Raw genomic sequence first — 20,092 nt, forward strand, 5'->3', positions numbered from 1 at the left:
ACAAAGATGGGCATTGTTGTAAAAAATATCGATAAACAATTCGGCCAGTTTAAGGCATTACAAAATATTAACTTCACCATTAAACAAGGGGAATTAGCTGCATTATTAGGACCGTCAGGTTGTGGGAAAACCACCTTATTACGGATTATAGCAGGCCTTGAATCGGTATCAAATGGGCAAATCTATTTTGATAGTAATGATGTCACTATGTTAAATGCTAAGCAGCGAGATATTGGTTTTGTATTTCAAAATTATGCACTATTTCGTCATATGTCAGTTGCCGATAATGTGGCATTTGGCTTAAAAATGAAACCAAAAGCACAAAGAGATGATACAAACACCATAAAAGCGCGCGTTAAAGAGCTCCTTGAGCTGGTTAAACTTGATACATTAGCTGATCGTTATCCCGATCAGCTATCTGGTGGCCAGCGCCAGCGCATTGCACTAGCACGTGCATTAGCAACTAAGCCAAAAGTCTTACTGCTTGATGAACCATTTAGTGCGCTCGATGCAAAAGTGCGTAAAGAGCTACGCCGCTGGCTACGAGATTTCCATCACGAGATTAACGTGACGAGTATTTTTGTGACCCATGATCAAGAAGAGGCGCTAGAAGTTGCTGATAAAATTATTTTAATGAATGAAGGGAAAATTGAACAAATTGATACGCCAGAACAAGTTTATAAACAGCCTAAAACGGCGTTTGTTGCTCACTTTTTAGGGGATGTTAATTTAATTCATGGCAATATTGATAGCAATCGTTTGTATCTTGGTGATTTTTGTAAAGACATGCAGTCTCAGGGTAACTGGCAAGATCAAGCGGTTGTCGCTTATGTCCGTCCTCATGAAATAAGTGTATCTAAACTGGCTGGTGACAATAGCATGGGGGGTAAAATTATTCGCTTACACACTGCTGGGCCAACGGTATTTATGGAGGTTTCTCTTAATAATCAGCCCAAAAATATCGATGTATCGATTAGTTATCAGGATTATCAACAAAATGATTTTCTAATTGGTGATCAGATCTACCTACAACCTTTGCTAATTAACATCTTTGTGCAAGACCAATTGTTTGAATTTATGATTTAAACCAGAACAAAATAGTGCTCTCTATTGTTAGTTGATCAAATTTGATACTCAATCATATCGACTTTATTTTCACTAGAGAGTGCTTGTGCTTTTATCTTATCAATTGAAAGCGCGTCATTACATAATTGGATAAAGTGCCAAACATAATTACGCTGCAACTGATAACGTTTAAGGCCAATCCATGTCACATGCGAGGGAAATAAATGTGCGCTATCAATTTTAACAAGATCAGGGTTTTGCTGCGGATCAAACATTTTATCGACCAAAATACCGATCCCCATTCCCGCTTCAACATAAGTCTTAATCACATCAGAATCTTGCACATTTAAAATAACATTCGGTGATAATCCTGCCGAAAAAAACGTGCTATCAATACTATTTCGAGGGTATACGCCTTTTCGGTAAGTAATGAGTGGTAATGCATTTAACATATCTAAGCTCACTTGCTTTTCATTCGCAAGTAGATGATTTTTAGGTGCAATGACAGCATAATGCCAGCGATAAAACGGATAAGTAACAATCGAATGACTCTCCATTTTTTGTTTATCAATCGCAATATCGGCTTCGCCAGAAAGTAACATTTTGGCAATATCTTCAGATGACGCTTGATTGATAATAAGATTAACTAGCGGAAACTGCGTTCTAAAACGCTTAATAATGTTAGGTAAAATATAGCGGGCCTGCGAATGGGTTGTAGCGATAACTAATGAGCCTTCATCTTTATTGGAAAATGACGTTGATAATCGACGAATATTATTAATTTCATTTAAAATACGTTCGGCTATCACCACCAGCTCTAATCCGGGTTCAGTCATATTAATTAGACGTTTGCCTTGACGAATAAAAAGCTCAATATTAAGCTCATCCTCCAGTTCTTTTATATGCCGGCTTACCCCTGATTGTGAGGTATATAATGTATTTGCTACTTCGGTTAGATTATAATTACAACGAGCGGCTTCACGAATAATTCTTAACTGCTGTAAATTCATAACGATTTAGCCCTACTAAATGAAAGGTCAATGTTGTGATTATAAAATCATCAGTTTAAAAGACAAATACCATAAAGGCATAATGATATAAGGTAATGGTATAAGTAAATAAAAACAGTAACAGCGAGTTAAAATGCTTGCCTTGGTATAAAAAGCCCAAGGCATTAATATTTGGTTAGTCTAACTAAAGGTAAAAGTCGATAGCGGAATTAACAACCGGGGCAATGACCTGAGTACGAATCACAAAATCGCCAAATCCTTCATTTTTATTACGCTGCATTGACCATTTAGCAATAAGTTGCTCAATGCAAGTTAGAATTTCATCAACTGTGATATTTTCTTTATATAACCTTGGGATCCGCGTACCTTCACGATTGCCTCCTAAATAAAGATTATAACGACCTGGCGCCTTACCAACGAGTCCAATCTCGGCAAGCATTGCTCTGCCACAGCCATTAGGGCAGCCCGTAACACGTAAAATAATATAATCATCACTTAAGTTATTTTTATCCATAATACCGTCAATAATGGTAATAAAATCAGGTAAAAATCGCTCCGCCTCCGCCATCGCAAGTGGGCAAGTAGGGAATGATACACAAGCCATTGAGTTTTGTCGCTGTACACTAAAACTCTCATCGATTAAACCATGTTGCCTTGCAATAGCCTCAATCTCAGCTTTTTGTGAAGCAGGCACTCCTGCAACAATTAAATTTTGGTTAGCCGTTAAACGAAAATCACCTTGATGTATTTGAGCAATTTTAGCAACGCCAGTTTTTAGCGGCTTATCGATATAATCTAATAATCGTCCATTTTCAATAAATAGCGTTAAATGCCAATTGTCATCAATCCCTTTAACCCAACCAATTCGATCGCCTCGTGCGGTAAATTGATAAGGCTTACTTGGCAAGAATGCCATGCCTGCACGAAGTTCAACTTCTTTCTTAAAATTCTCTGTGCCAACGCGCTCTAACGTATATTTTGTTTTAGCATTTTTACGATTACTACGATTTCCCCAATCACGCTGGGTTGTGACAATCGCTTCGGCAAATTTTAAGGCGTCAGAGACAGCAATAAAACCAAAATCATCAGCCTTTCTTGGGTAAGTCGTTTTATCGCCGTGAGTCATTGCAAGTCCGCCGCCAACTAACACATTAAAGCCAATTAATTGACCATGCTCGGCAATTGCGACAAAATTAAGATCATTAGCATGCACATCGACATCATTAAGCGGCGGAATAACAACCGTCGTTTTAAACTTACGCGGTAAATAATTACTACTTAAAATTGGCTCTTCATCTGGCGTATCAAGCTTTTTACCATCGAGCCAAATTTCAATATAGGCGCGGGTTTTAGGTAATAGGTGCTCCGATATTTTACTTGCCCATGCATAAGCTTGTTGATGCACTCCTGACTCAATCGGATTAGATGTACAAAGTACATTACGATTAACATCCCCCGCAGTTGCAATAGAATCAAGCCCAATCTTATGTAATAGCTGATGCGCAGATTTAAGGTCACGCTTAAAAATACCATGAAATTGGAATGTTTGCCGTGTAGTTAACCTAATACTGCCATACCAAGTCTCTTGTGTTGCAAATTTATCAATAGCAAGCCACTGTTTTGGCGTAATAATGCCGCCAGGCAATCGGCAGCGTAACATCATATTGATAAGCGGTTCAAGTTTTTGCTCGGCGCGTTGCGCGCGAATATCCCGATCATCTTGCTGGTACATGCCATGTAGCCGAATAAGTTGTGAATTATCACTATTAAAGCCACCAGTTATGCCATTTTCTAAATCTTTTGCGATAGTACCACGTAAAAAATTACTTTCACGCTTAAAACGCTCAGCATCTGATGGCGGTAAATTCGACACATCATTTTGTGGTGGCGTTGTATGGATAGGGTGAGTATTTAGTTTATTATTGCTCATAAGGTTCACTCATTTAATCATCTTTTAATAGATATCTCGTTGATAACGTTTATTGCTTCTTAACTCATCAAGATAGTTATTGGCTTGTTCTTCGTTATATTGTCCTTGCTGCATAATAATTTGTAATAAGACTGTATTAACGGCTTTTGCCATATTATTGGCATCACCACAGACATAGAGATAAGCACCACGTTGTAACCATTGCCAAATATCTACGCCTTGGGTAAGTAACTTATCTTGTACGTAAACTTTTTGCGCTTGATCGCGTGACCATGCCAAATCAATACGTGATAACACACCATCTTTAAGGTAGCTTTGCCACTCAATTTGATATAAAAAATCAGCAGTAAAATGTGGATTACCAAATAGTAGCCAATTTTCGCCACTAGCCGCTTCACTTGCACGCTGCTGCATAAAAGCCCTAAACGGTGCGATCCCACTGCCAGCTGCAATCATAATAATAGGTAAACTGTTATCACTTGGTAGCCTAAAGTTATCATTTGGTTCGATAAACACTTTAATTTGGCTCTGTTCGGGGATTTGCTCAGCTAAAAAATAAGAGGCACCGCCTGTTCTTTTTTTATCATCAATTAAATATTGCACCACATTAACGGTTAAATGTGCTTCATCGCCGACTTCATCTTGTGCTGATGCAATTGAGTACAAACGGGGAGTTAACGGACGCAATATATCAATCAATGCTTGTGCACTAAATTCACCTTGATAGCGACTAATCATATCGATGATCGGGGTAGTTTGGGCAAAATCACGGAGCGCAGTTTTATCGCTAATAAGGGCTAATAGCTGACTATTTGCTATCAGCTGTGCATATTTGCTAATAATAACCGGGGTATTTTGAGTAAGTTCAATTTTTTCAATTAATACCTGCTTTAAACGATAGCGTTCACCGTGCAGTTCAACATCAACCTCACTATCAAATGGCATTAAGCTTAGTAACTCTTCAACTAATGCAGGGCTATTTTCATACCATACGCCAAGAGTATCGCCAGCTTGATACAAAATGCCCGAATCACTTAGATCCAGCTCAATATGACGAATATCACGATCAGAATGGCTAGCTGTAATTTTTTGATTAACATTTACCATCGCCATAAATGGGTTTTCGCGATTATATTGGCTATTTTCAACAATAATATTGCGGTTGTTAGTCAAAGCTTTGCTAGGATCACCACTTTGCTTGATTGACTGCGCTAATCTATCAACAATTGTTTGTCGCCAATTTGCACTTATTTGTTGGTAGTCGGTATCAAGATCAACGCGATCAGCTAAACGTTTAGCGCCTAACTGCATTAAGCGCTGGTCGAAATCTTTACCGGCCTTACAAAAATGAACATAAGATGAATCGCCTAAACCTAAAACAGCGTAGTTTAGATTGGGTAACTGAGGGGCTTTTTTTGAAAAAAGAAACTTATAAAAAGGTAAGGCTTCTTCTGGTACTTCGCCTTCACCTTGTGTTGAGGTGATAATAATTACTATATCATCTTGATCAATTTTTTTAAATTTATAATCAGCCGCATGCACGTGGTTGAATACGAGCCCTAAACGCTCAAAATCACGACTAAGCTCGCTAGCAACTCGCCTTGCATTACCTGTTTGTGATGCAGACACTAAGGTAATAACTTTTTGGCTATTTGCCGCTGATAAGTCGTTATCAACTTGATTTTGCGGTAAAGTTGATGACTCAACTTGCAATGCGCCTTTCGCAACGATTCCCCACAAATAACCTGACATCCAAGCAAGCTGCTCTGCTGATGCATTATTGATAATTTTATCGAGTTCGTCACTATTAAATGGCGGCTGATATTTGCTCATAATATAACCTTATTCTATTGTTCACTAATTTAATCATTACCGATAAGCGTTAACTCTTACGCTAATTTCTTTAGCAAATATGGTATTAAATATACCCGTTACCAATGTAGATATTAAAATTAAAAACGGGGTTTAGAAGCGGGTTTTAGGGCTGGGCTCTGGAGAGCTCTGTTTTTCTATCCCGCCGATAACTGTTGGCATAATGATACAAAATACATTTTGAAAAATTAAAAGTATATGTACTAAAATGTACTACTAGTATTTAGTGTAAAATTTCGACTAAAACGTCACTTTATGCAGTCCGCATTCTCTGCCTTGTGGCCCTTTTGTTGGGTCAAAATAGTTAAGTTCATTAGGGAGATTATGCTGCTTAATATAATTTTCCATATCTTGTGTTGTCCAATCTAAAATTGGCGAGACTTTTATTAAATTATCCCCAGCAGGGCTGATAATATCTAATCCTTGACGCAGCGCCGATTGCTCTCTACGTAACGCAGTAAACCAGACTTGCGGATTAAGTGTTGCAAGAGCGCGGTTAAACGGCTCTAACTTTAAAATTTGGGTAAATTCGTCATGCTCAGGGGTATCAAGCTCAGGTAAGCCACTGTAGCGCACATTCAAATAAGCTTGTGTGCGCTGAGGCACAAAAATGTGAACATTAAGGTTAAGCTGATCAATAATTTTATTGGCGGCGCGGTAAGTATCATTGGTTGCATAACCATTATCAACCCAAACTACATCAATATCGGGTTTTACTTGGCTAACAAGGTGTAATAATACAGCCTCATAAGGCCCAAAGTGAGTACTGATAATACTTTTACCATGCTCTTGATGACTTTTATTAATTGCCCATTCAATGATATCTAACGGCGATTGATTACGTAATTTTTGATTTATTTCAGTTAAATTTGGCATTATTGATCCCTATTGATGTTATATGGTTAATCACGTTGCTTGCATTAAATTAGCTATTTGCCCATAGGTATAACTCTTCAACTACTTCAGGGCGACTAAATGTAACTGGTAATGACTCTTTTGCTTGTAATCGCCGCCTTACCTCTGTACCTGAAATTAATACCCGATAATTGCTATCGTGTGGGCAGGTTTTATTTGATGCCATACCTGCACATTTTTGGCAATAAAAAGTCCAGTCAATTTTTATTGGTTCGATGAGTAAATCATCTGCTTTTAGGGCTGAAAATATCTCTTGCGCAGCAAAAGCGGTATAAAAATCACCGACACCAGCGTGATCTCGACCAACAATCAAGTGACTACAGCCATAATTTTGTCTAAATAGTGCGTGTAATAAGGCTTCTTTTGGGCCGGCATAACGCATATCTAACGGATAACCAGAATGAATAACGCTATCTTTAACAAAGTAATTATCAATTAAGGTATTAATCGCTTTTAGGCGAATTTCGGCAGGGACGTCGCCAGCCTTTAAATTACCAAAAAGCGAGTGGATTAACACGCCATCAAAGAGTTCGAGTACGGTTTTAACTAAATATTCGTGTGAACGGTGCATTGGGTTGCGTGTTTGGAAAGCAGCAATCTTTTGCCAACCTAGCAGGGCAAAGCGATCGCGAGTTTCTTGTGGGGTTAGAGCATATTGGCCAAACCGCGCTTTAAAGCCATCGTCATTAAAGACTTCAACTTTACCACCTAAATTAATCGGTGGCTGCGCCATTAGCACCGCAACACCATGATGAGCGGTATCTGTTGTACCAAAAACCTGCTGCGCTTCAAACTGCTTATCAGGCTCATAAATACTATCAACTGTTAGTAAACCAATCAGATTACCTTCAGGCGTTTTTAACGCAATATCATCACCAAGGTTGATATGATCTGCTTGCTCATCACTGACGGAGACTGTAATTGGGATCGGCCAAAATACCCCATCAGCAAGGTGCATATTGTCACACACGCTGCGCCAATCTTGCTCGCGCATAAAACCATATAACGGTGTAAAACCACCGATCCCAAGCATAACTAAATCACCCACTTCACGCGTTGATAGCGTAATTTCAGGTAAGGTTTTAGCATATTGTTGCCTAGCATCTAAGTTATTCGGTGGTACGAGCAGTGGCTTTAAGGTTTGACTTGCGTGCGGTAAAATTAAACTCATAAGACTCCCTTACTTATCATCATTTTTTTTATGGTAGTAATTAAAAACGATTATCGATAAATAACAAAATATCAATTTCGCATACTGTTATGCGTTTTATGGATATTGTAGAGATATTTTGACTAAAACTAATCAAACCTTGTCATATAACTATAAATAGATTATCGTTATCGTTCATTTAAAATAACAATAATAAAAATGATAAAATATTACCTTCTAATGACCCTGCGTGAGTGGCAAGCATTACAAAAACCGATTGATGATAATTCACTTTTCCCTCGCCGTTCAGTAGTACCTCGAAGTATTGTTGATTACACTCAATTAAAACCTGTCCGTTATCGCTATAGCAGTGAGCTGGATGACGTTGTTAAGCACTGTATTAATAATCAAGACCAGTGTAAAAACCTTTACCCAACCCTTGAAAAACTCGGCTTATATTACGGCACAAATACCTATAATAAAGATGATGTAAAATTTAGTAAGGCATTAAAAGAGGCGTTAAGCTCGCAGCGCGCTATCCTAATTGATATACCGGTTGCCCCCTGTTCAGGCATGATGGCACCAGAAAATAACTTTCTAAAACTTCCTAACCATAAAATCGCTCGTAGGTTAACCCCTGAAGAAGTAAAAGCCTGTGAACTTGCAAGGTATGGTAATGAAGATAATTGGATTGAAATAACTGTAAAAGATTTATCTAATCAACCGTTTACCTTGTTTAATCATGGCAGCCGAGCAATCGTAAAGCAAGGCAATTTAGATAGTAACGGCTATGCGTATATCAATTTACCGGTTAACGCGCAGTATGTTGATATTGTCTTTGATAAACAGCAAGAATATCGTTCTTGGTATTATGATGTACCACTACAGATACTCGGCGGTGTGCGTGATGCCGCGCAATCGGTATCCGATTTACTTTGGGATCTTTCGCCCATTAAACAGGTAATTAAACGCGACTTTGACGTCGAAATAACCAATCCCTTTCAATTTGAAAAAGTGCCTGAAGCACAAACCGTATCCGGTGCGCTTGCGCATGGTATCAGTCAGTTTTTGGTTGGTTTTCTTCCTACTTCGAAAGCACTTAAATTTATCAAACCGATAAAAAAAATGGGTACACTCACCAAAGGTATGATTGCAGGTGGCGTTGCCGATTTTGCCGTCTTTGTGCCCCATGAAGAACGATTATCCAACCTTATCCAATCATTCCCTGAACTACAAAACCCGATCACTGAATATTTAAAGGCTAGCCCTGATGATAGCGCAGCAGAAGGGCGATTAAAAAACGCATTAGAAGGATTACTGCTTGGCGCATTAGTTGAGCCTTTCGTCCATTCATTACGTGCGTTAAAATATGCTAGAATCAAACGGATGGTGCCAGAGGTTAAAACTAAAGTTCATTATAAGCTTGAGGCTATCACCATAGAAACCGAATCAAGAGGTAAAAACAGTTTAAATGAGCACATAGTTGTACAAAATAAATTAGACAAATTGCCCCCTAAAGAGATTATAAATCTTTCTTCGATAGAATTAAAAAATAACTTACCCGAAGGTTGGCAATTTTTTGAAAATAAGGGTAGAGTTCATATAAAAGATACAGCCGGTCAGATGAGAATTCGTATAGATCCAGCAGATAAAATAACAAATTATCAACATATGCATATTTATGATGAAAAAGGGAATTCGCTGAATAATCTAGGGATTATTGTAGAAAGAAATAATTCAGCAGGTCATATTCCTTGGGAAAATGAGTAAATTAAGGTGAATAATATAATGATTATTGATGAACTTCAAAATAAGATTGATGAAACAAAATATTGGGACTTATTAATTTTAGACCTACAAGTCAAATATTTCGGTGATGAAATATATCTATTTATTGAAAAGAACGATAATGTCTGTTGGAAAATTAGCTTTCTCTCCTGCTATAAAGTGAATTATGAGACTGATGCTAATTGGCGAGGAAACTTTAGAGTAAAAGATACGGGACCTAAATCGGGTTATTATGGACAAGATATTTCTTTAAAAAAATATGAAACAGACACTAATTTTATAGAAACCTCACTTGATTTATCGATTATGACTATAAAAATCACCTGCAAAAATATTTTAGTAGAAGAAGTAGAATTAAAAGATACAACGTTTTTTTGGGAATAAAGTCCTCAACAATTCTATGGGTTGGTTGTATTGTGACCGTCGATATTGAAAACGCTAAAATTAATATCGAATTTAAATACGAGCCATTTATTGAAGAGTAATTTTATTCCCTTTCAATAATGATATCAAAAGGGAAGGAATTATTAAAAGAAAAGATTAACTAACAAATTTTTCAATCGCGACAGCCACACCATCTTCATCATTACTGGTAGTAACAAAGGTAGCTTTATCTTTTATCGCATCACTGGCATTGCCCATGGCAATTTTATATTTAGCATAATCAAACATCGGTAAGTCATTATTTTGATCGCCAATACACATCATTTCATCGTGATTAATTTTTAACTTATCAGCAACAACTTGCATTGCAATCCCTTTGTTCGCACCTAAATTTAGACATTCAAGGAAGAATGGCGTACTTCTAACTAAGGTATATTTTTGGTAAAAATGGCTCGGGATTTTGCTTTCAGCAAGAGTTAATAACTCAGGCTGAGCTGAAAACATAACCTTACTAAAAGATGACGATGGATCCATTTCATCAGCAGGACAGTAAAATAATGGGGTTTGCGTTAAATAGGCATCATGCACGGTATACTGGCCGATATGCCGATTCGAGGTAAACATTTTATCATCACCAAGGGCGTGGATTGAAACATCAATTTGGTGTGATAGCTGCTCTAACTCTTGATAGCTTTCAAAATCTAATAAAAATTCATTTAAGTGCTCGCCGGTATCGGCTTGATGAATAAGGCTACCATTATTACTAATGCAAAAATGTTCACGGCTATTTAGACCAAGCTCAGCTAAATATTGTTTGATTCCGGTATAAGGGCGACCCGATGCTAATACTATGTGAACCCCTTTGTGGGTCGCATTAGCAATGGCTGTTTTTATTCTATTACTCACCTGATGATGACTATTTAATAACGTGCCATCTAGATCAATTGCGATAAGTTTAATCGACATATTTAGATTCCTATTCTTTATTATACGAAAATATCAATTATGTAGCGAAATACACCAATGATAAATTCAAATTATGAGATGGGTTGTCAGTAGTTTAATCAAAATAACCTAGATTAGATAGATTAATTAGCCATTTCAATCCATATTTTGATTGAAAAGGATAGTCAACAGCGTGAAAGTTAACAAATCTCTTGATGGTACCGTTAAAAGCTACCTCTGCGTTGGCACCAAGTCGCGAGATGATCAAAATCCCATTGTCGCATCATTGCGCACCATACTCTGCGCCAATTACCAACGGTGCCTGTATCAAATCCTAACTTATTGGCAATCGTATTTTGATCATGTTTAGTGACTAATAGATCGATAAATTCAAGCCATTTATCGGCACTACGCAAGCGACTAATGGGTGTTCCAGCCAGTAAATTAAAACTACGTCGACAATCCCGACAGTAAAACGCCGTACGTTCGCTAATTTTTGTTGTGTTTTTCGAATTACAATATAAACACTTTGCCTTGCTTGTCATCAGTAACTTGGTGATTTTTTGCTTAAAGGCTAAATGTTGGGTATTTACTGCTTTAGGTAAATCGCTAACTGGAGCATTTTTTACCATATCATTATGGGTAAAGTACCATTGATATAATTGAGGAAAGCGCGTTTGCATTTGATGCATTACGGCTCTATCACGGTGAGTTACCATTTTAACGCTACAATCTAACTCATCAGCTAACCTTTGATAAGTGAAAAGGTTAACACGACCAATAAAAATAACCGCCAGCCAACGAACCGGTTGTAAACGATTAAATGGCGTTTTGGTTAATGGATTAAAATACTTAGCACATTTTCTACAACGAAACGTCAGCGGCATCGCCCTTGTTTGACTAAATACTTTATGTTTGCAATAAGGACACTTTGCCGGCTGCTCAGTATCAAGCTGCTCAAGATAGCGTAAAAACTGATTAAATGACGCTCGCAATGCCTGCGGAACTAAATCGTTTTGCATAGTCGATCCTTAATGATTTATTGATTAAAGAGTAAACGATTTTTAATGGAATGGGTAGGGGAATTATAATAATTTGTATGGCTAAAAAATTAATTTGATTAAAAAGTTAAAATAAGATTTAGGTTAAAAAATAACATAAACAGATAATTTAATTAGATTAATTAAATGACTTAGTTAAATCACTATAAATTTTGCGAGCGATCTCGCAAAAATCATGTAATATTTACAACTTAGTTCATTAAGTATATTTAGCTAAAATGGATATCAAACAACTAAAACAGCAAATTAGCGATATCAAAATCTGGAAAAAAGAGGATCAATCGGCTCCTCATAAACCGTTATTGTTGCTATACGTATTATCGCAATACAAAAAAGGTCACGATCGTCTATTTAATTACGGCAGTGAAATTAAAGAGCCACTTAGTCAATTATTGAAAGACTTTGGTCCGCAGCGAGCTGATTATTATCCTAATATGCCTTTTTGGCGCCTACAAAAAGAAGCATTTTGGCAATTAACTAATATTGAAAATTGCATTAACTCAGCTAATTCAAATAAAGATCCAAGTAGTAATCAGCTTATAAATTGTCAAGTCTATGGCGGGTTTGACGAGCAAAGTAACCAATACTTAAAAGCAGATAGTAATGTTATTGATCAGTTGGTATGGCAGATTCTCTGTCAGTATTTCCCTAAAAATATTCAAAGCGAATTAATAAATAAGTTGGATTTTTCCCCTATAACTAAAATTGATGACCTCATTCTTGGCAGTGTGTTAAATAATAAAAAACCGAGCAGACGCAATGTTGCAACTCCTCAATATATAAGAAGCGCTGAACTTGCAGAATTTGTTAAACGAAAAGCTAAGGGTTTGTGTGATCTTTGCCATCAAGTTATTAACTACTGATCACCATTATGTCTTTGGAACTGTCAAAATGGAGGCATTTCTCTGCCAGTTTGCAGTTGAACAACCTAAATGCTTAGAACCTAATGAAATTAGGTGGTTAGTGACGAAAGAATTACCAGCGTTTGATTGGCTTGAGGCAGATTTACCGGTTGTTGAGTTATTGCCAATAGGTAAAGGTATTAGGTAAGATAAGAATAAACTTAGGATTATGTTATTTATGAAAATAATGACTATGTCTATTATACTTACTGATATGGCTGTAAATATGTACAATTTTAATTGATTTGCTTACTTGCAGTGAGTTTTTAATAATAAGATATCTTAACTTTTTATCATATGACTAGCATTATTCTATGTATTTAAAAAGTTAAATTGATTACTTAATATAATTAGTAGGTGTTGTGTGAAAATACTAAATATTATTTTAAAAAGAGAATAATAAATAGGTAAGAGTTAAATATTAATAGATGGTATGTACCGAAAAATAAATAAAAAAGGAATCACATATGAAAACTAGGACTTATGGCTGGGTACAAAACCCATCTTCATTTTCTAACTTAAAAAAAATAGTGCAAATCTTTGATATTAATTCGCCTCACTATCAAGATTTGAAATTAAATTTATTAAAAAATATTTACTTTACTAATATTAAAGCAGAGCTCCAAAAAAAATTTGATAAAAATGTAAAAGTATTTTCATATGTTGAACTTGTAGGGACTTCAAAGAATAAATTGGGCAAAAGCCCTAAAAACCGACAAGATGCTGTTGCTAATTCAATTATCCAGGTGAGTATCACTCCACAGCAAGCAAAAAAAACTGGAAAAACGTGGACTGATAATTGGACTTCTGATGGGTTTTTACGCTGGGCTGTCAGTTTAAATTTTATAAAGGTAGATATAAAAAAAGACATATTTTCTATTACGGAAAATGGGTTATCATTTTCCCAGTCAACATCAGGTTCAAGTGAGGAGACTGGTATTTTACAAATAGCGCTACTTGCTTATCCTCCTGCTACACAAATTTTATCTCTCTTAGATAGTGCAAATCAATATTGTACTAAATATTATTTAGGTGCGAACTTAGGTTTTAGAGGGGAAAAGGGTTTCACTTCATATAATGAAGATATTATGTTTGATTGGTTAAACTCAGCAGACAATAAAGAAAAGAAAAAAATTAAATCAGATGTTGAAGGGACTAGTGATAAGTATGCAAGAGGTATATGTAATTGGTTAAAAAACGTTGGATTCGTTAAAACGGGTGCCGCGAAAAAGATATTTTCTGATGGTAAAGAGGAGAAATTCCAAGGATATAAAATTACAGGAAAGGGCTTGTCTGCTTTACGTCGCTCACAAGGTAGCTCAAAAAACAAACAGATTGAAAAATTTGTAATGTGGGAGTTTTTCGCTACTGATGGTCAAAATCGAGATTATGTTCGTGCACGTAGAGCCTTTATTGTTAAATTTCTTACAAAACCAATTATTCTGAAACAGTTAATAAAAAAATTAGGTGAAAAAGGATTTCATGATAGCCAAGAAATTATAGAGTCTGATATTCAAGGGCTAAAGTATTTTGGACTTCGTATTGAGCAGAAAAATGATAAATTATTCTTGCTAGATAAAATTAATAATTTTCACATCCCTGATCTTAATTTTACACGAGAATTAAAAAATGACCAGATTGAGAAACGTAAGGAAAAATTTTTAAAAATTACTTCACTTCCGATGAAGTATATTGAATTATTAGAAATTGCTTATGATGGAAAAAGAAATAGAGATTTTGAAATAGTAACAATAGAACTTTTCAAAGAAATTTATAAAATTAATGCAAAATTATTAGGTGGAAGTAGAAAACCGGATGGATTGATATTTGACCAAAATTTTGGTGTAATTATTGATACAAAAGCCTATTCTAATGGATATACTAAAAATATTGCACAAGCAGATGAGATGATTCGTTATATTGAAGATAATCGACGAAAATGTAAAACCCGTAATCCTAATTGCTGGTGGGAGAATTTCCCAGCGGATATACCTAAAAATAATTATTATTTTTTATGGATATCTAGTAAATTCATTAACAATTTTAATGAACAACTCATATATACTGCAAATCAAACAGAAACAAAAGGTGCAGCGCTTAATGTGGAACAACTTCTTTTAGGTGCGGCTGCCATAATGAAAGGGAACATAGCTATTTCGAATTTAATTAATTATTTTGATAATAAAGAAATTCTATTTGCTGATTCCCCAATTAGTAGTTAGTTATTAATACTTCAATGCTTTCTTTCTTGATAGTATTATAAGAAGAGTTTTTATAATTGAAATCAAGATAATGGATATTAAATCCATTATCATTGACAAATGTTTTTAACAAATCATGGCTTTTACCTTTATGTTCAAAAACATTACTAAGTGCGAAGCGAATCTTCTTTTCATTTAGCTTTTTTATAACATCATACATTTTTAGTTCTTGTTCCACTCCCCAATCAATAAAGCCCCTATTACCATCATTATAACTTCCAGTTGTAATCAAGTATGGAGGATCTAAATATACAAAATCATCTTGTATTAGTGTAGAAAGATTAAATTCATGAAACAAATAATCCGTAAATATTGCATTCATTTTACCTAATCGTGTTATAAAGTTTAATAGGTTTATTTTCATATTTTCGTTAAAACTACTCCTATTTCTACCAAAAGGATTATTAAATTTCATATTATTATTAAATCTGAATTGAAAATTATAGCTATACGAAGATAGTATGTATAAATCTAAAGGATTTTGTTGTAAATTATATTGATTTCTAAATGCTAAAAATGTTTCCTGATCTGTTTTACTTAGTCCGAAATCTCTTATGCGTTTCTCTATTTTTTCGATCAGGATAATTGGATTTTCTAGTTGAAAATATCTAAACATTTCATTTATTCGATAATTCATGTCATTAAATATGTGTTTTTTAGCATTGACATTTATTCCAACGTTAGCTCCGCCGCTAAATAGGTCTACAAATGTTTCAATGTTTGCCGGAAATAAGGGTAAAATCTGCTTCAATAATCTATATTTACCTCCAATATAATTTAATGGGCTTTTTATTAACTTTCCATTTTCTAGTATTTGAATGTTAGGTGATGCAGCTTTGCTATTTGATATACGTTTAGTTCTATTTTTTTTCTGAATATAGAATAGCAATTCATAAACATCGCTGGTAGTAGATTTTTTTTTAGATTGATATTTCCTATATGGAATACGACATACATCAACTAAGTTATTACTTGAAGCTTTTTTCATTAAACCATGTAAATCATCTTCTGAAATTATGCCTTCATTGTTATAACTTAAAATAATATGAGTCGAGTCGATATTATGTAATAATTCTTCCATATCAATTAATGCTGCTTTTGTGTTGGAATAATTGCTTTTCAAATTTTTCCAATCAAAAATTTTAGTTATACCCTTCAGTTCGGGTTTGCTATTTCGAGCAACATTTTCTAATAAATGGTAGTTTGAAGCATATTGACGAGAATTATATGGAGTATCGATGTACACGATATCCGCACTGATTTTCTTAACTAATTCATTCGCATTTTCATTAAAAGCTTTATTATGTCTTTCATTATCTAGTATCATTGATGGTTCGAATTGCAAATTATTTAATGCTCTTTTATCCCAATACTTTAAAAAAGCTCCATAAGTACCGGTGATGTTACTAACAAAAGGTATCGATTCTATCAAGCAGTTAAGCAAATAAAAAAATTCAAGTTGAGTAATTAATCCTTGAGATTGCCAGTCAGATAACGTATCTCTAACTACATCAATTTTTTTCGCATTTACAGTAGATATATACATTGCATCACCTGTCGGTGAATAGCTTTGCTCATAATACCCAATTTTGCTATTATTTATTGGAGCTTTCATCAAAAATTCAAGTGGATTTGATATACCATTTTTTACTAATTGATTAAAAGTTGGTTGTGAGTTATTTTCTATTAATGCTTTTGCATTAACATAACTGAAATATAATAAATCATTACTATAAATGGTATAGTGTTTTTTAAAATATAAGCCCACACTATTTGTTCCGCCGAAAAGATCTAAAAAAATTTTTTCGTCACCAATCACATGTTTATCCAGCATTTTTTTTATTTCAGGTAAAAGTAACTTTTTGGAGCCAATATAACGCATTTTTACATCCAGAAACATCCTTGATAGAAATATTTTATCAGGTAAAAAATATAGCCGCAATTGGCAAGAGAAAAGAAATACTACATGGAGTAGCAGTTTTTTTTTAATATATGAAATATCTATTCAAAATTTGTGTAGCTTGCCTCAATGTTTTTGCTTTAATACTTATTAGTTTATTCGACCATAATCAATCAATAGAGCAATCAACCATGATAAAATTAAAAATCGCTTTACTATTTTGCACCATTATTTTGCTTGCTGGCTGCGCAACAGAAGCTAACTATCAGCGAAAATTGGCGTCTTCGATAGGTATGTCAGAACAGCAGCTTATAAAAGAATTTGGTGAGCCTATTGCTATTCGGCACTTTGAACTTGGCGCTAAAAAAATGGCGCTAGCTTCATATTCTAAGAAGAATGATGTTTACCTTGAAGAGAGTCAACCTTCTTACGTTACCAACATTGATGGTGAAAATATTTATACTAAAAAAATAAAGAAGGTTGAGTTTAGCTGTTCAACTACCTTTACTATTGAAAATGATAAGGTCATTCAATTTAAATACCACGGTAATAATTGCGTTTCCTACTCATTTTTTTAAAAAATTCTCGTTATTCTCCCCAACAAATTTTCTATTTTGTGACATCGATCAAGTTCAATAATGAAACGTAGTTAGTTAGATATATTTTTTGCTCATTGCGTTTTAACTGAAACAAATTTTTATACATTGTTTCTTAATACTATGCAAACTTCCTCTTAATTATATCACTTCATTTTGCTATAGGTTTCGTTTCCTTACTATTCGAAAGGTTTTTTCGCCGTTTACGGTTGGCCTAGGTTATGTGATCGATATATCAATTTTACAGTACTTAATTTGTTTAAATAAAGTTAAGACAAAAAATTAAAAGGAGTATCAATATGGATAATGAGAGTCAATTGATCACTACTGTAACGCGCCGAGAAAAGATCATCGAACTGGTATGTGATAACGGATCTGTTTCAGTCAATAAGCTTAGTCAGCTTTTTTCAGTTTCGACAGTTACGATCCGTAATGATCTAAGTCACTTAGAAAATAAAGGATGTGTATTTCGCTACTATGGCGGCGCGGTACTTAATAAACAATTCGCGTTTGATAAATCTCTGCAATTTAAAAGCGGCATAAATTCGAGTAATAAAAATATTATTGCCCAGTGCGCCGCAGAGCTGGTACAAGATGGTGACCGAATTATCCTCGACTCCGGCTCGACAACAGCCTTAATGGTGCCTTATTTAAAAAATAAACGTGATCTTATTGTTATGACCAATGCGTTAAATATTGCGTATGACCTTGCAACCAATACCGATATCGATGTGTTAATTGCCGGTGGAAATGTGAGGAAAAATACCTACTCAATTACAGGGCCAACTACCGAACAACTACTCAGTATGTATCACTTTAATAAACTTTTTCTTGGCATTGATGGCATCGATCTTGATGCCGGAATTACAACCGCAAATTTTTCAGAAGCAACGGTTAACAAAGCGATGTGCCATGCGTCACAGCAAATTATCGCTATTACCGATTCAACTAAATTTGGTAGGAAAAGTTTTTGTTTAATTGAAAGCATTGAAAACATCGACAGCCTTATTACCGATTCACATATTCCAGATAATTACCTTAGTGCCCTGCAAGAAAAAAACATCACGATTATTTTGGCTGATAAAACCGACCATGGTGGCCGTTTCAATCGTAAAAATACCCGTTGCAACTAACCAAATGGAGATAATAATGAAGAAATATTTTGATTATGATGCTAATTTTTTACAACGACATCATGCTAAGCACACCGCAAAAGAGATTAATCAGCAACCGCGGATATGGCAAAATCTTTGCTTAGCGCTAAAAAATAATCAATCACAGTGGCAAGCTTTTTTAAGGCCGTTACTTGCCGATCCTAACTTAAATATTATTTTAACGGGAGCAGGTTCTTCGGCTTTTGCGGGTAGTACTTTAGCGCCTTGGTTGCGCCAAAAAACGGGCCTTAATGTCCATGCTTATGGCACAACAGAAATCGTATCAAACCCCTTGCAGTCATTATCAGCCAATAAAAAAACGTTAATTATCTCTTACGCACGCTCCGGCAATAGCCCTGAAAGTTTAGCAACTATCGAACTTGCCGATCAATTAATCTCTGATTGTTATCACCTTTTTATTACCTGTAATCCAAATAGTGCTTTAACTTGCTACGCCAAAAAATCACAAAAAATTTTTGAATTAGTGATGCCTGAAGGTAGCCATGATGTCGGCTTTGCCATGACATCAAGCATTAGTAGTATGATGATGACAACGATTTTAGTTCTGGGTTACAAAAATTGGCAAGATGCGGCGCAATTAGCTGAGTATATTGCGCAAGTTTGCAGCGATAAACTAAGCGAGTGGCAAACTATTATCAAACAGCTGGCAAAGCAGCCATTTGATCGCATTGTTTATGTGGGTAGTGGCTGCTTTATGGGCTTATCGCAAGAGGCATCATTAAAAGTGTTAGAGCTAACCGCCGGTAAAATTGCGACACGCTTTGATTCAACCCTTGGTTTACGCCATGGCCCTAAATTTATGGTAGATAAAAACACCTTAATTATTTGCATGCAATCGAATGATCCTTATACCCGTCAGTATGATTTAGACTTATTTAATGAGCTAAAACGCGATCATATTGCGAGCCAAGTGATCGGTTTAAGCGGCATTAATACGGATGATAGTGATACTTACTGCGTTGATCTTAGCCTTGATGATATTTGGCTTATCTTCCCTTATTTACTTTTTGCGCAAATGTTAGCCTTTGAAAAATCATTAGCGGTAGGGCTAGGCCCTGATAATCCTTGCCCAAGTGGTGAAGTTAATCGCGTGGTTAAAGGCGTCAATATTTACCCATTCATTGCCCATAAACAATAA

Annotated in this window: 17 protein-coding genes; 9 read left to right on the forward strand and 8 right to left on the reverse strand. The window is 35.3% G+C overall.

Annotated features, from left to right (window positions below; translation table 11 throughout):
• Nucleotides 1-6 precede the first annotated feature (6 nt).
• Entirely contained in the window at nt 7-1,086 is a 1,080-nt protein-coding gene (locus tag RHO14_05245) for a sulfate ABC transporter ATP-binding protein (protein WVD72206.1), read from the forward strand.
• 35 nt (nt 1,087-1,121) lie between these two features.
• Here RHO14_05245 and RHO14_05250 read toward each other — a convergent pair whose 3' ends face one another.
• The 5 genes from RHO14_05250 to sat all read right to left on the reverse strand — a co-directional run bounded on the left by RHO14_05250 (nt 1,122) and on the right by sat (nt 7,963).
• A complete protein-coding gene (locus RHO14_05250) occupies nt 1,122-2,075 on the reverse strand; it encodes a LysR substrate-binding domain-containing protein (protein ID WVD72207.1) in 954 nt (317 codons plus the stop codon).
• Nucleotides 2,076-2,259: 184 nt separating this feature from the next.
• Nucleotides 2,260-4,005 (reverse strand): assimilatory sulfite reductase (NADPH) hemoprotein subunit, encoded by a 1,746-nt coding sequence (gene cysI / locus RHO14_05255; GenBank protein ID WVD72208.1) that lies wholly within the window; start codon nt 4,003-4,005, stop codon nt 2,260-2,262.
• Between the two features lie 24 nt (nt 4,006-4,029).
• Complete coding sequence (locus tag RHO14_05260) at nt 4,030-5,838, reverse strand: assimilatory sulfite reductase (NADPH) flavoprotein subunit (GenBank protein ID WVD72209.1); 1,809 nt, start codon at nt 5,836-5,838, stop codon at nt 4,030-4,032.
• A 279-nt stretch (nt 5,839-6,117) separates the two neighbouring features.
• Complete coding sequence (locus RHO14_05265) at nt 6,118-6,753, reverse strand: phosphoadenosine phosphosulfate reductase family protein (protein WVD72210.1); 636 nt, start codon at nt 6,751-6,753, stop codon at nt 6,118-6,120.
• A 49-nt stretch (nt 6,754-6,802) separates the two neighbouring features.
• Entirely contained in the window at nt 6,803-7,963 is a 1,161-nt protein-coding gene (gene sat / locus RHO14_05270) for a sulfate adenylyltransferase (protein WVD72211.1), read from the reverse strand.
• Nucleotides 7,964-8,161: 198 nt separating this feature from the next.
• Between sat and RHO14_05275 the strand changes: the two genes are divergently transcribed.
• Both RHO14_05275 and RHO14_05280 read left to right on the forward strand, forming a co-directional pair.
• Entirely contained in the window at nt 8,162-9,712 is a 1,551-nt protein-coding gene (locus RHO14_05275; protein WVD72212.1) for a hypothetical protein, read from the forward strand.
• Between the two features lie 18 nt (nt 9,713-9,730).
• On the forward strand, nt 9,731-10,114 hold the full coding sequence (locus tag RHO14_05280) for a hypothetical protein (GenBank protein WVD72213.1): 384 nt from the start codon (nt 9,731-9,733) through the stop codon (nt 10,112-10,114).
• Nucleotides 10,115-10,270: 156 nt separating this feature from the next.
• Here RHO14_05280 and yidA read toward each other — a convergent pair whose 3' ends face one another.
• Nucleotides 10,271-11,080 carry a sugar-phosphatase gene (gene yidA, locus RHO14_05285; protein WVD72214.1) on the reverse strand — a complete coding sequence of 270 codons (810 nt, stop codon included), beginning with the start codon at nt 11,078-11,080 and terminating at the stop codon, nt 10,271-10,273.
• A gap of 203 nt (nt 11,081-11,283) precedes the next feature.
• The gene (locus tag RHO14_05290) at nt 11,284-12,081 is read right to left on the reverse strand and encodes a hypothetical protein (GenBank protein ID WVD72215.1); all 798 of its coding nucleotides are present in this window, start codon (nt 12,079-12,081) and stop codon (nt 11,284-11,286) included.
• A 257-nt stretch (nt 12,082-12,338) separates the two neighbouring features.
• Here RHO14_05290 and RHO14_05295 point away from each other — a divergent pair, with 257 nt between their 5' ends.
• The 3 genes from RHO14_05295 (at nt 12,339) to RHO14_05305 (ending at nt 15,244) form a co-directional block, all read left to right on the forward strand.
• On the forward strand, nt 12,339-12,983 hold the full coding sequence (locus RHO14_05295; protein WVD72216.1) for a hypothetical protein: 645 nt from the start codon (nt 12,339-12,341) through the stop codon (nt 12,981-12,983).
• Between the two features lie 28 nt (nt 12,984-13,011).
• Nucleotides 13,012-13,170, forward strand: a complete 159-nt coding sequence (locus tag RHO14_05300) for a hypothetical protein (GenBank protein ID WVD72217.1) — start codon at nt 13,012-13,014, stop codon at nt 13,168-13,170.
• Nucleotides 13,171-13,489: 319 nt separating this feature from the next.
• Nucleotides 13,490-15,244, forward strand: a complete 1,755-nt coding sequence (locus RHO14_05305; protein WVD72218.1) for a restriction endonuclease FokI C-terminal domain-containing protein — start codon at nt 13,490-13,492, stop codon at nt 15,242-15,244.
• Here RHO14_05305 and RHO14_05310 read toward each other — a convergent pair.
• Entirely contained in the window at nt 15,234-17,165 is a 1,932-nt protein-coding gene (locus tag RHO14_05310; protein ID WVD72219.1) for a Dam family site-specific DNA-(adenine-N6)-methyltransferase, read from the reverse strand. The genes RHO14_05305 and RHO14_05310 overlap by 11 nt on opposite strands.
• A 209-nt stretch (nt 17,166-17,374) precedes the next feature.
• Between RHO14_05310 and RHO14_05315 the strand changes: the two genes are divergently transcribed.
• From RHO14_05315 to RHO14_05325, 3 genes are all read left to right on the forward strand, one after another.
• On the forward strand, nt 17,375-17,761 hold the full coding sequence (locus tag RHO14_05315) for a hypothetical protein (protein ID WVD72220.1): 387 nt from the start codon (nt 17,375-17,377) through the stop codon (nt 17,759-17,761).
• A gap of 317 nt (nt 17,762-18,078) precedes the next feature.
• Entirely contained in the window at nt 18,079-18,912 is an 834-nt protein-coding gene (agaR, locus tag RHO14_05320) for a transcriptional repressor AgaR (GenBank protein WVD72221.1), read from the forward strand.
• Nucleotides 18,913-18,928: 16 nt separating this feature from the next.
• On the forward strand, nt 18,929-20,092 hold the full coding sequence (locus RHO14_05325; GenBank protein WVD72222.1) for an SIS domain-containing protein: 1,164 nt from the start codon (nt 18,929-18,931) through the stop codon (nt 20,090-20,092).

This window comes from Orbaceae bacterium lpD04, from assembly GCA_036251935.1.
In the GTDB taxonomy this organism is placed as follows: Bacteria; Pseudomonadota; Gammaproteobacteria; order Enterobacterales; family Orbaceae; genus Orbus; species Orbus wheelerorum.

What these genes read in the sequence shown, in the direction of transcription:
- RHO14_05290 (WVD72215.1), bottom strand. Translation starts at nt 12,081, where the DNA reads ATGCAAAACGATTTAGTTCCGCAGGCATTGCGAGCGTCATTTAATCAG.
- sat (WVD72211.1), bottom strand. Translation starts at nt 7,963, where the DNA reads ATGAGTTTAATTTTACCGCACGCAAGTCAAACCTTAAAGCCACTGCTC.
- cysI (WVD72208.1), bottom strand. Translation starts at nt 4,005, where the DNA reads ATGAGCAATAATAAACTAAATACTCACCCTATCCATACAACGCCACCA.
- RHO14_05275 (WVD72212.1), top strand. Translation starts at nt 8,162, where the DNA reads ATGATAAAATATTACCTTCTAATGACCCTGCGTGAGTGGCAAGCATTA.
- RHO14_05280 (WVD72213.1), top strand. Translation starts at nt 9,731, where the DNA reads ATGATTATTGATGAACTTCAAAATAAGATTGATGAAACAAAATATTGG.
- RHO14_05245 (WVD72206.1), top strand. Translation starts at nt 7, where the DNA reads ATGGGCATTGTTGTAAAAAATATCGATAAACAATTCGGCCAGTTTAAG.
- RHO14_05315 (WVD72220.1), top strand. Translation starts at nt 17,375, where the DNA reads ATGATAAAATTAAAAATCGCTTTACTATTTTGCACCATTATTTTGCTT.
- RHO14_05310 (WVD72219.1), bottom strand. Translation starts at nt 17,165, where the DNA reads ATGCGTTATATTGGCTCCAAAAAGTTACTTTTACCTGAAATAAAAAAA.
- RHO14_05260 (WVD72209.1), bottom strand. Translation starts at nt 5,838, where the DNA reads ATGAGCAAATATCAGCCGCCATTTAATAGTGACGAACTCGATAAAATT.
- agaR (WVD72221.1), top strand. Translation starts at nt 18,079, where the DNA reads ATGGATAATGAGAGTCAATTGATCACTACTGTAACGCGCCGAGAAAAG.
- yidA (WVD72214.1), bottom strand. Translation starts at nt 11,080, where the DNA reads ATGTCGATTAAACTTATCGCAATTGATCTAGATGGCACGTTATTAAAT.
- RHO14_05305 (WVD72218.1), top strand. Translation starts at nt 13,490, where the DNA reads ATGAAAACTAGGACTTATGGCTGGGTACAAAACCCATCTTCATTTTCT.
- RHO14_05300 (WVD72217.1), top strand. Translation starts at nt 13,012, where the DNA reads ATGGAGGCATTTCTCTGCCAGTTTGCAGTTGAACAACCTAAATGCTTA.
- RHO14_05265 (WVD72210.1), bottom strand. Translation starts at nt 6,753, where the DNA reads ATGCCAAATTTAACTGAAATAAATCAAAAATTACGTAATCAATCGCCG.
- RHO14_05325 (WVD72222.1), top strand. Translation starts at nt 18,929, where the DNA reads ATGAAGAAATATTTTGATTATGATGCTAATTTTTTACAACGACATCAT.
- RHO14_05250 (WVD72207.1), bottom strand. Translation starts at nt 2,075, where the DNA reads ATGAATTTACAGCAGTTAAGAATTATTCGTGAAGCCGCTCGTTGTAAT.
- RHO14_05295 (WVD72216.1), top strand. Translation starts at nt 12,339, where the DNA reads ATGGATATCAAACAACTAAAACAGCAAATTAGCGATATCAAAATCTGG.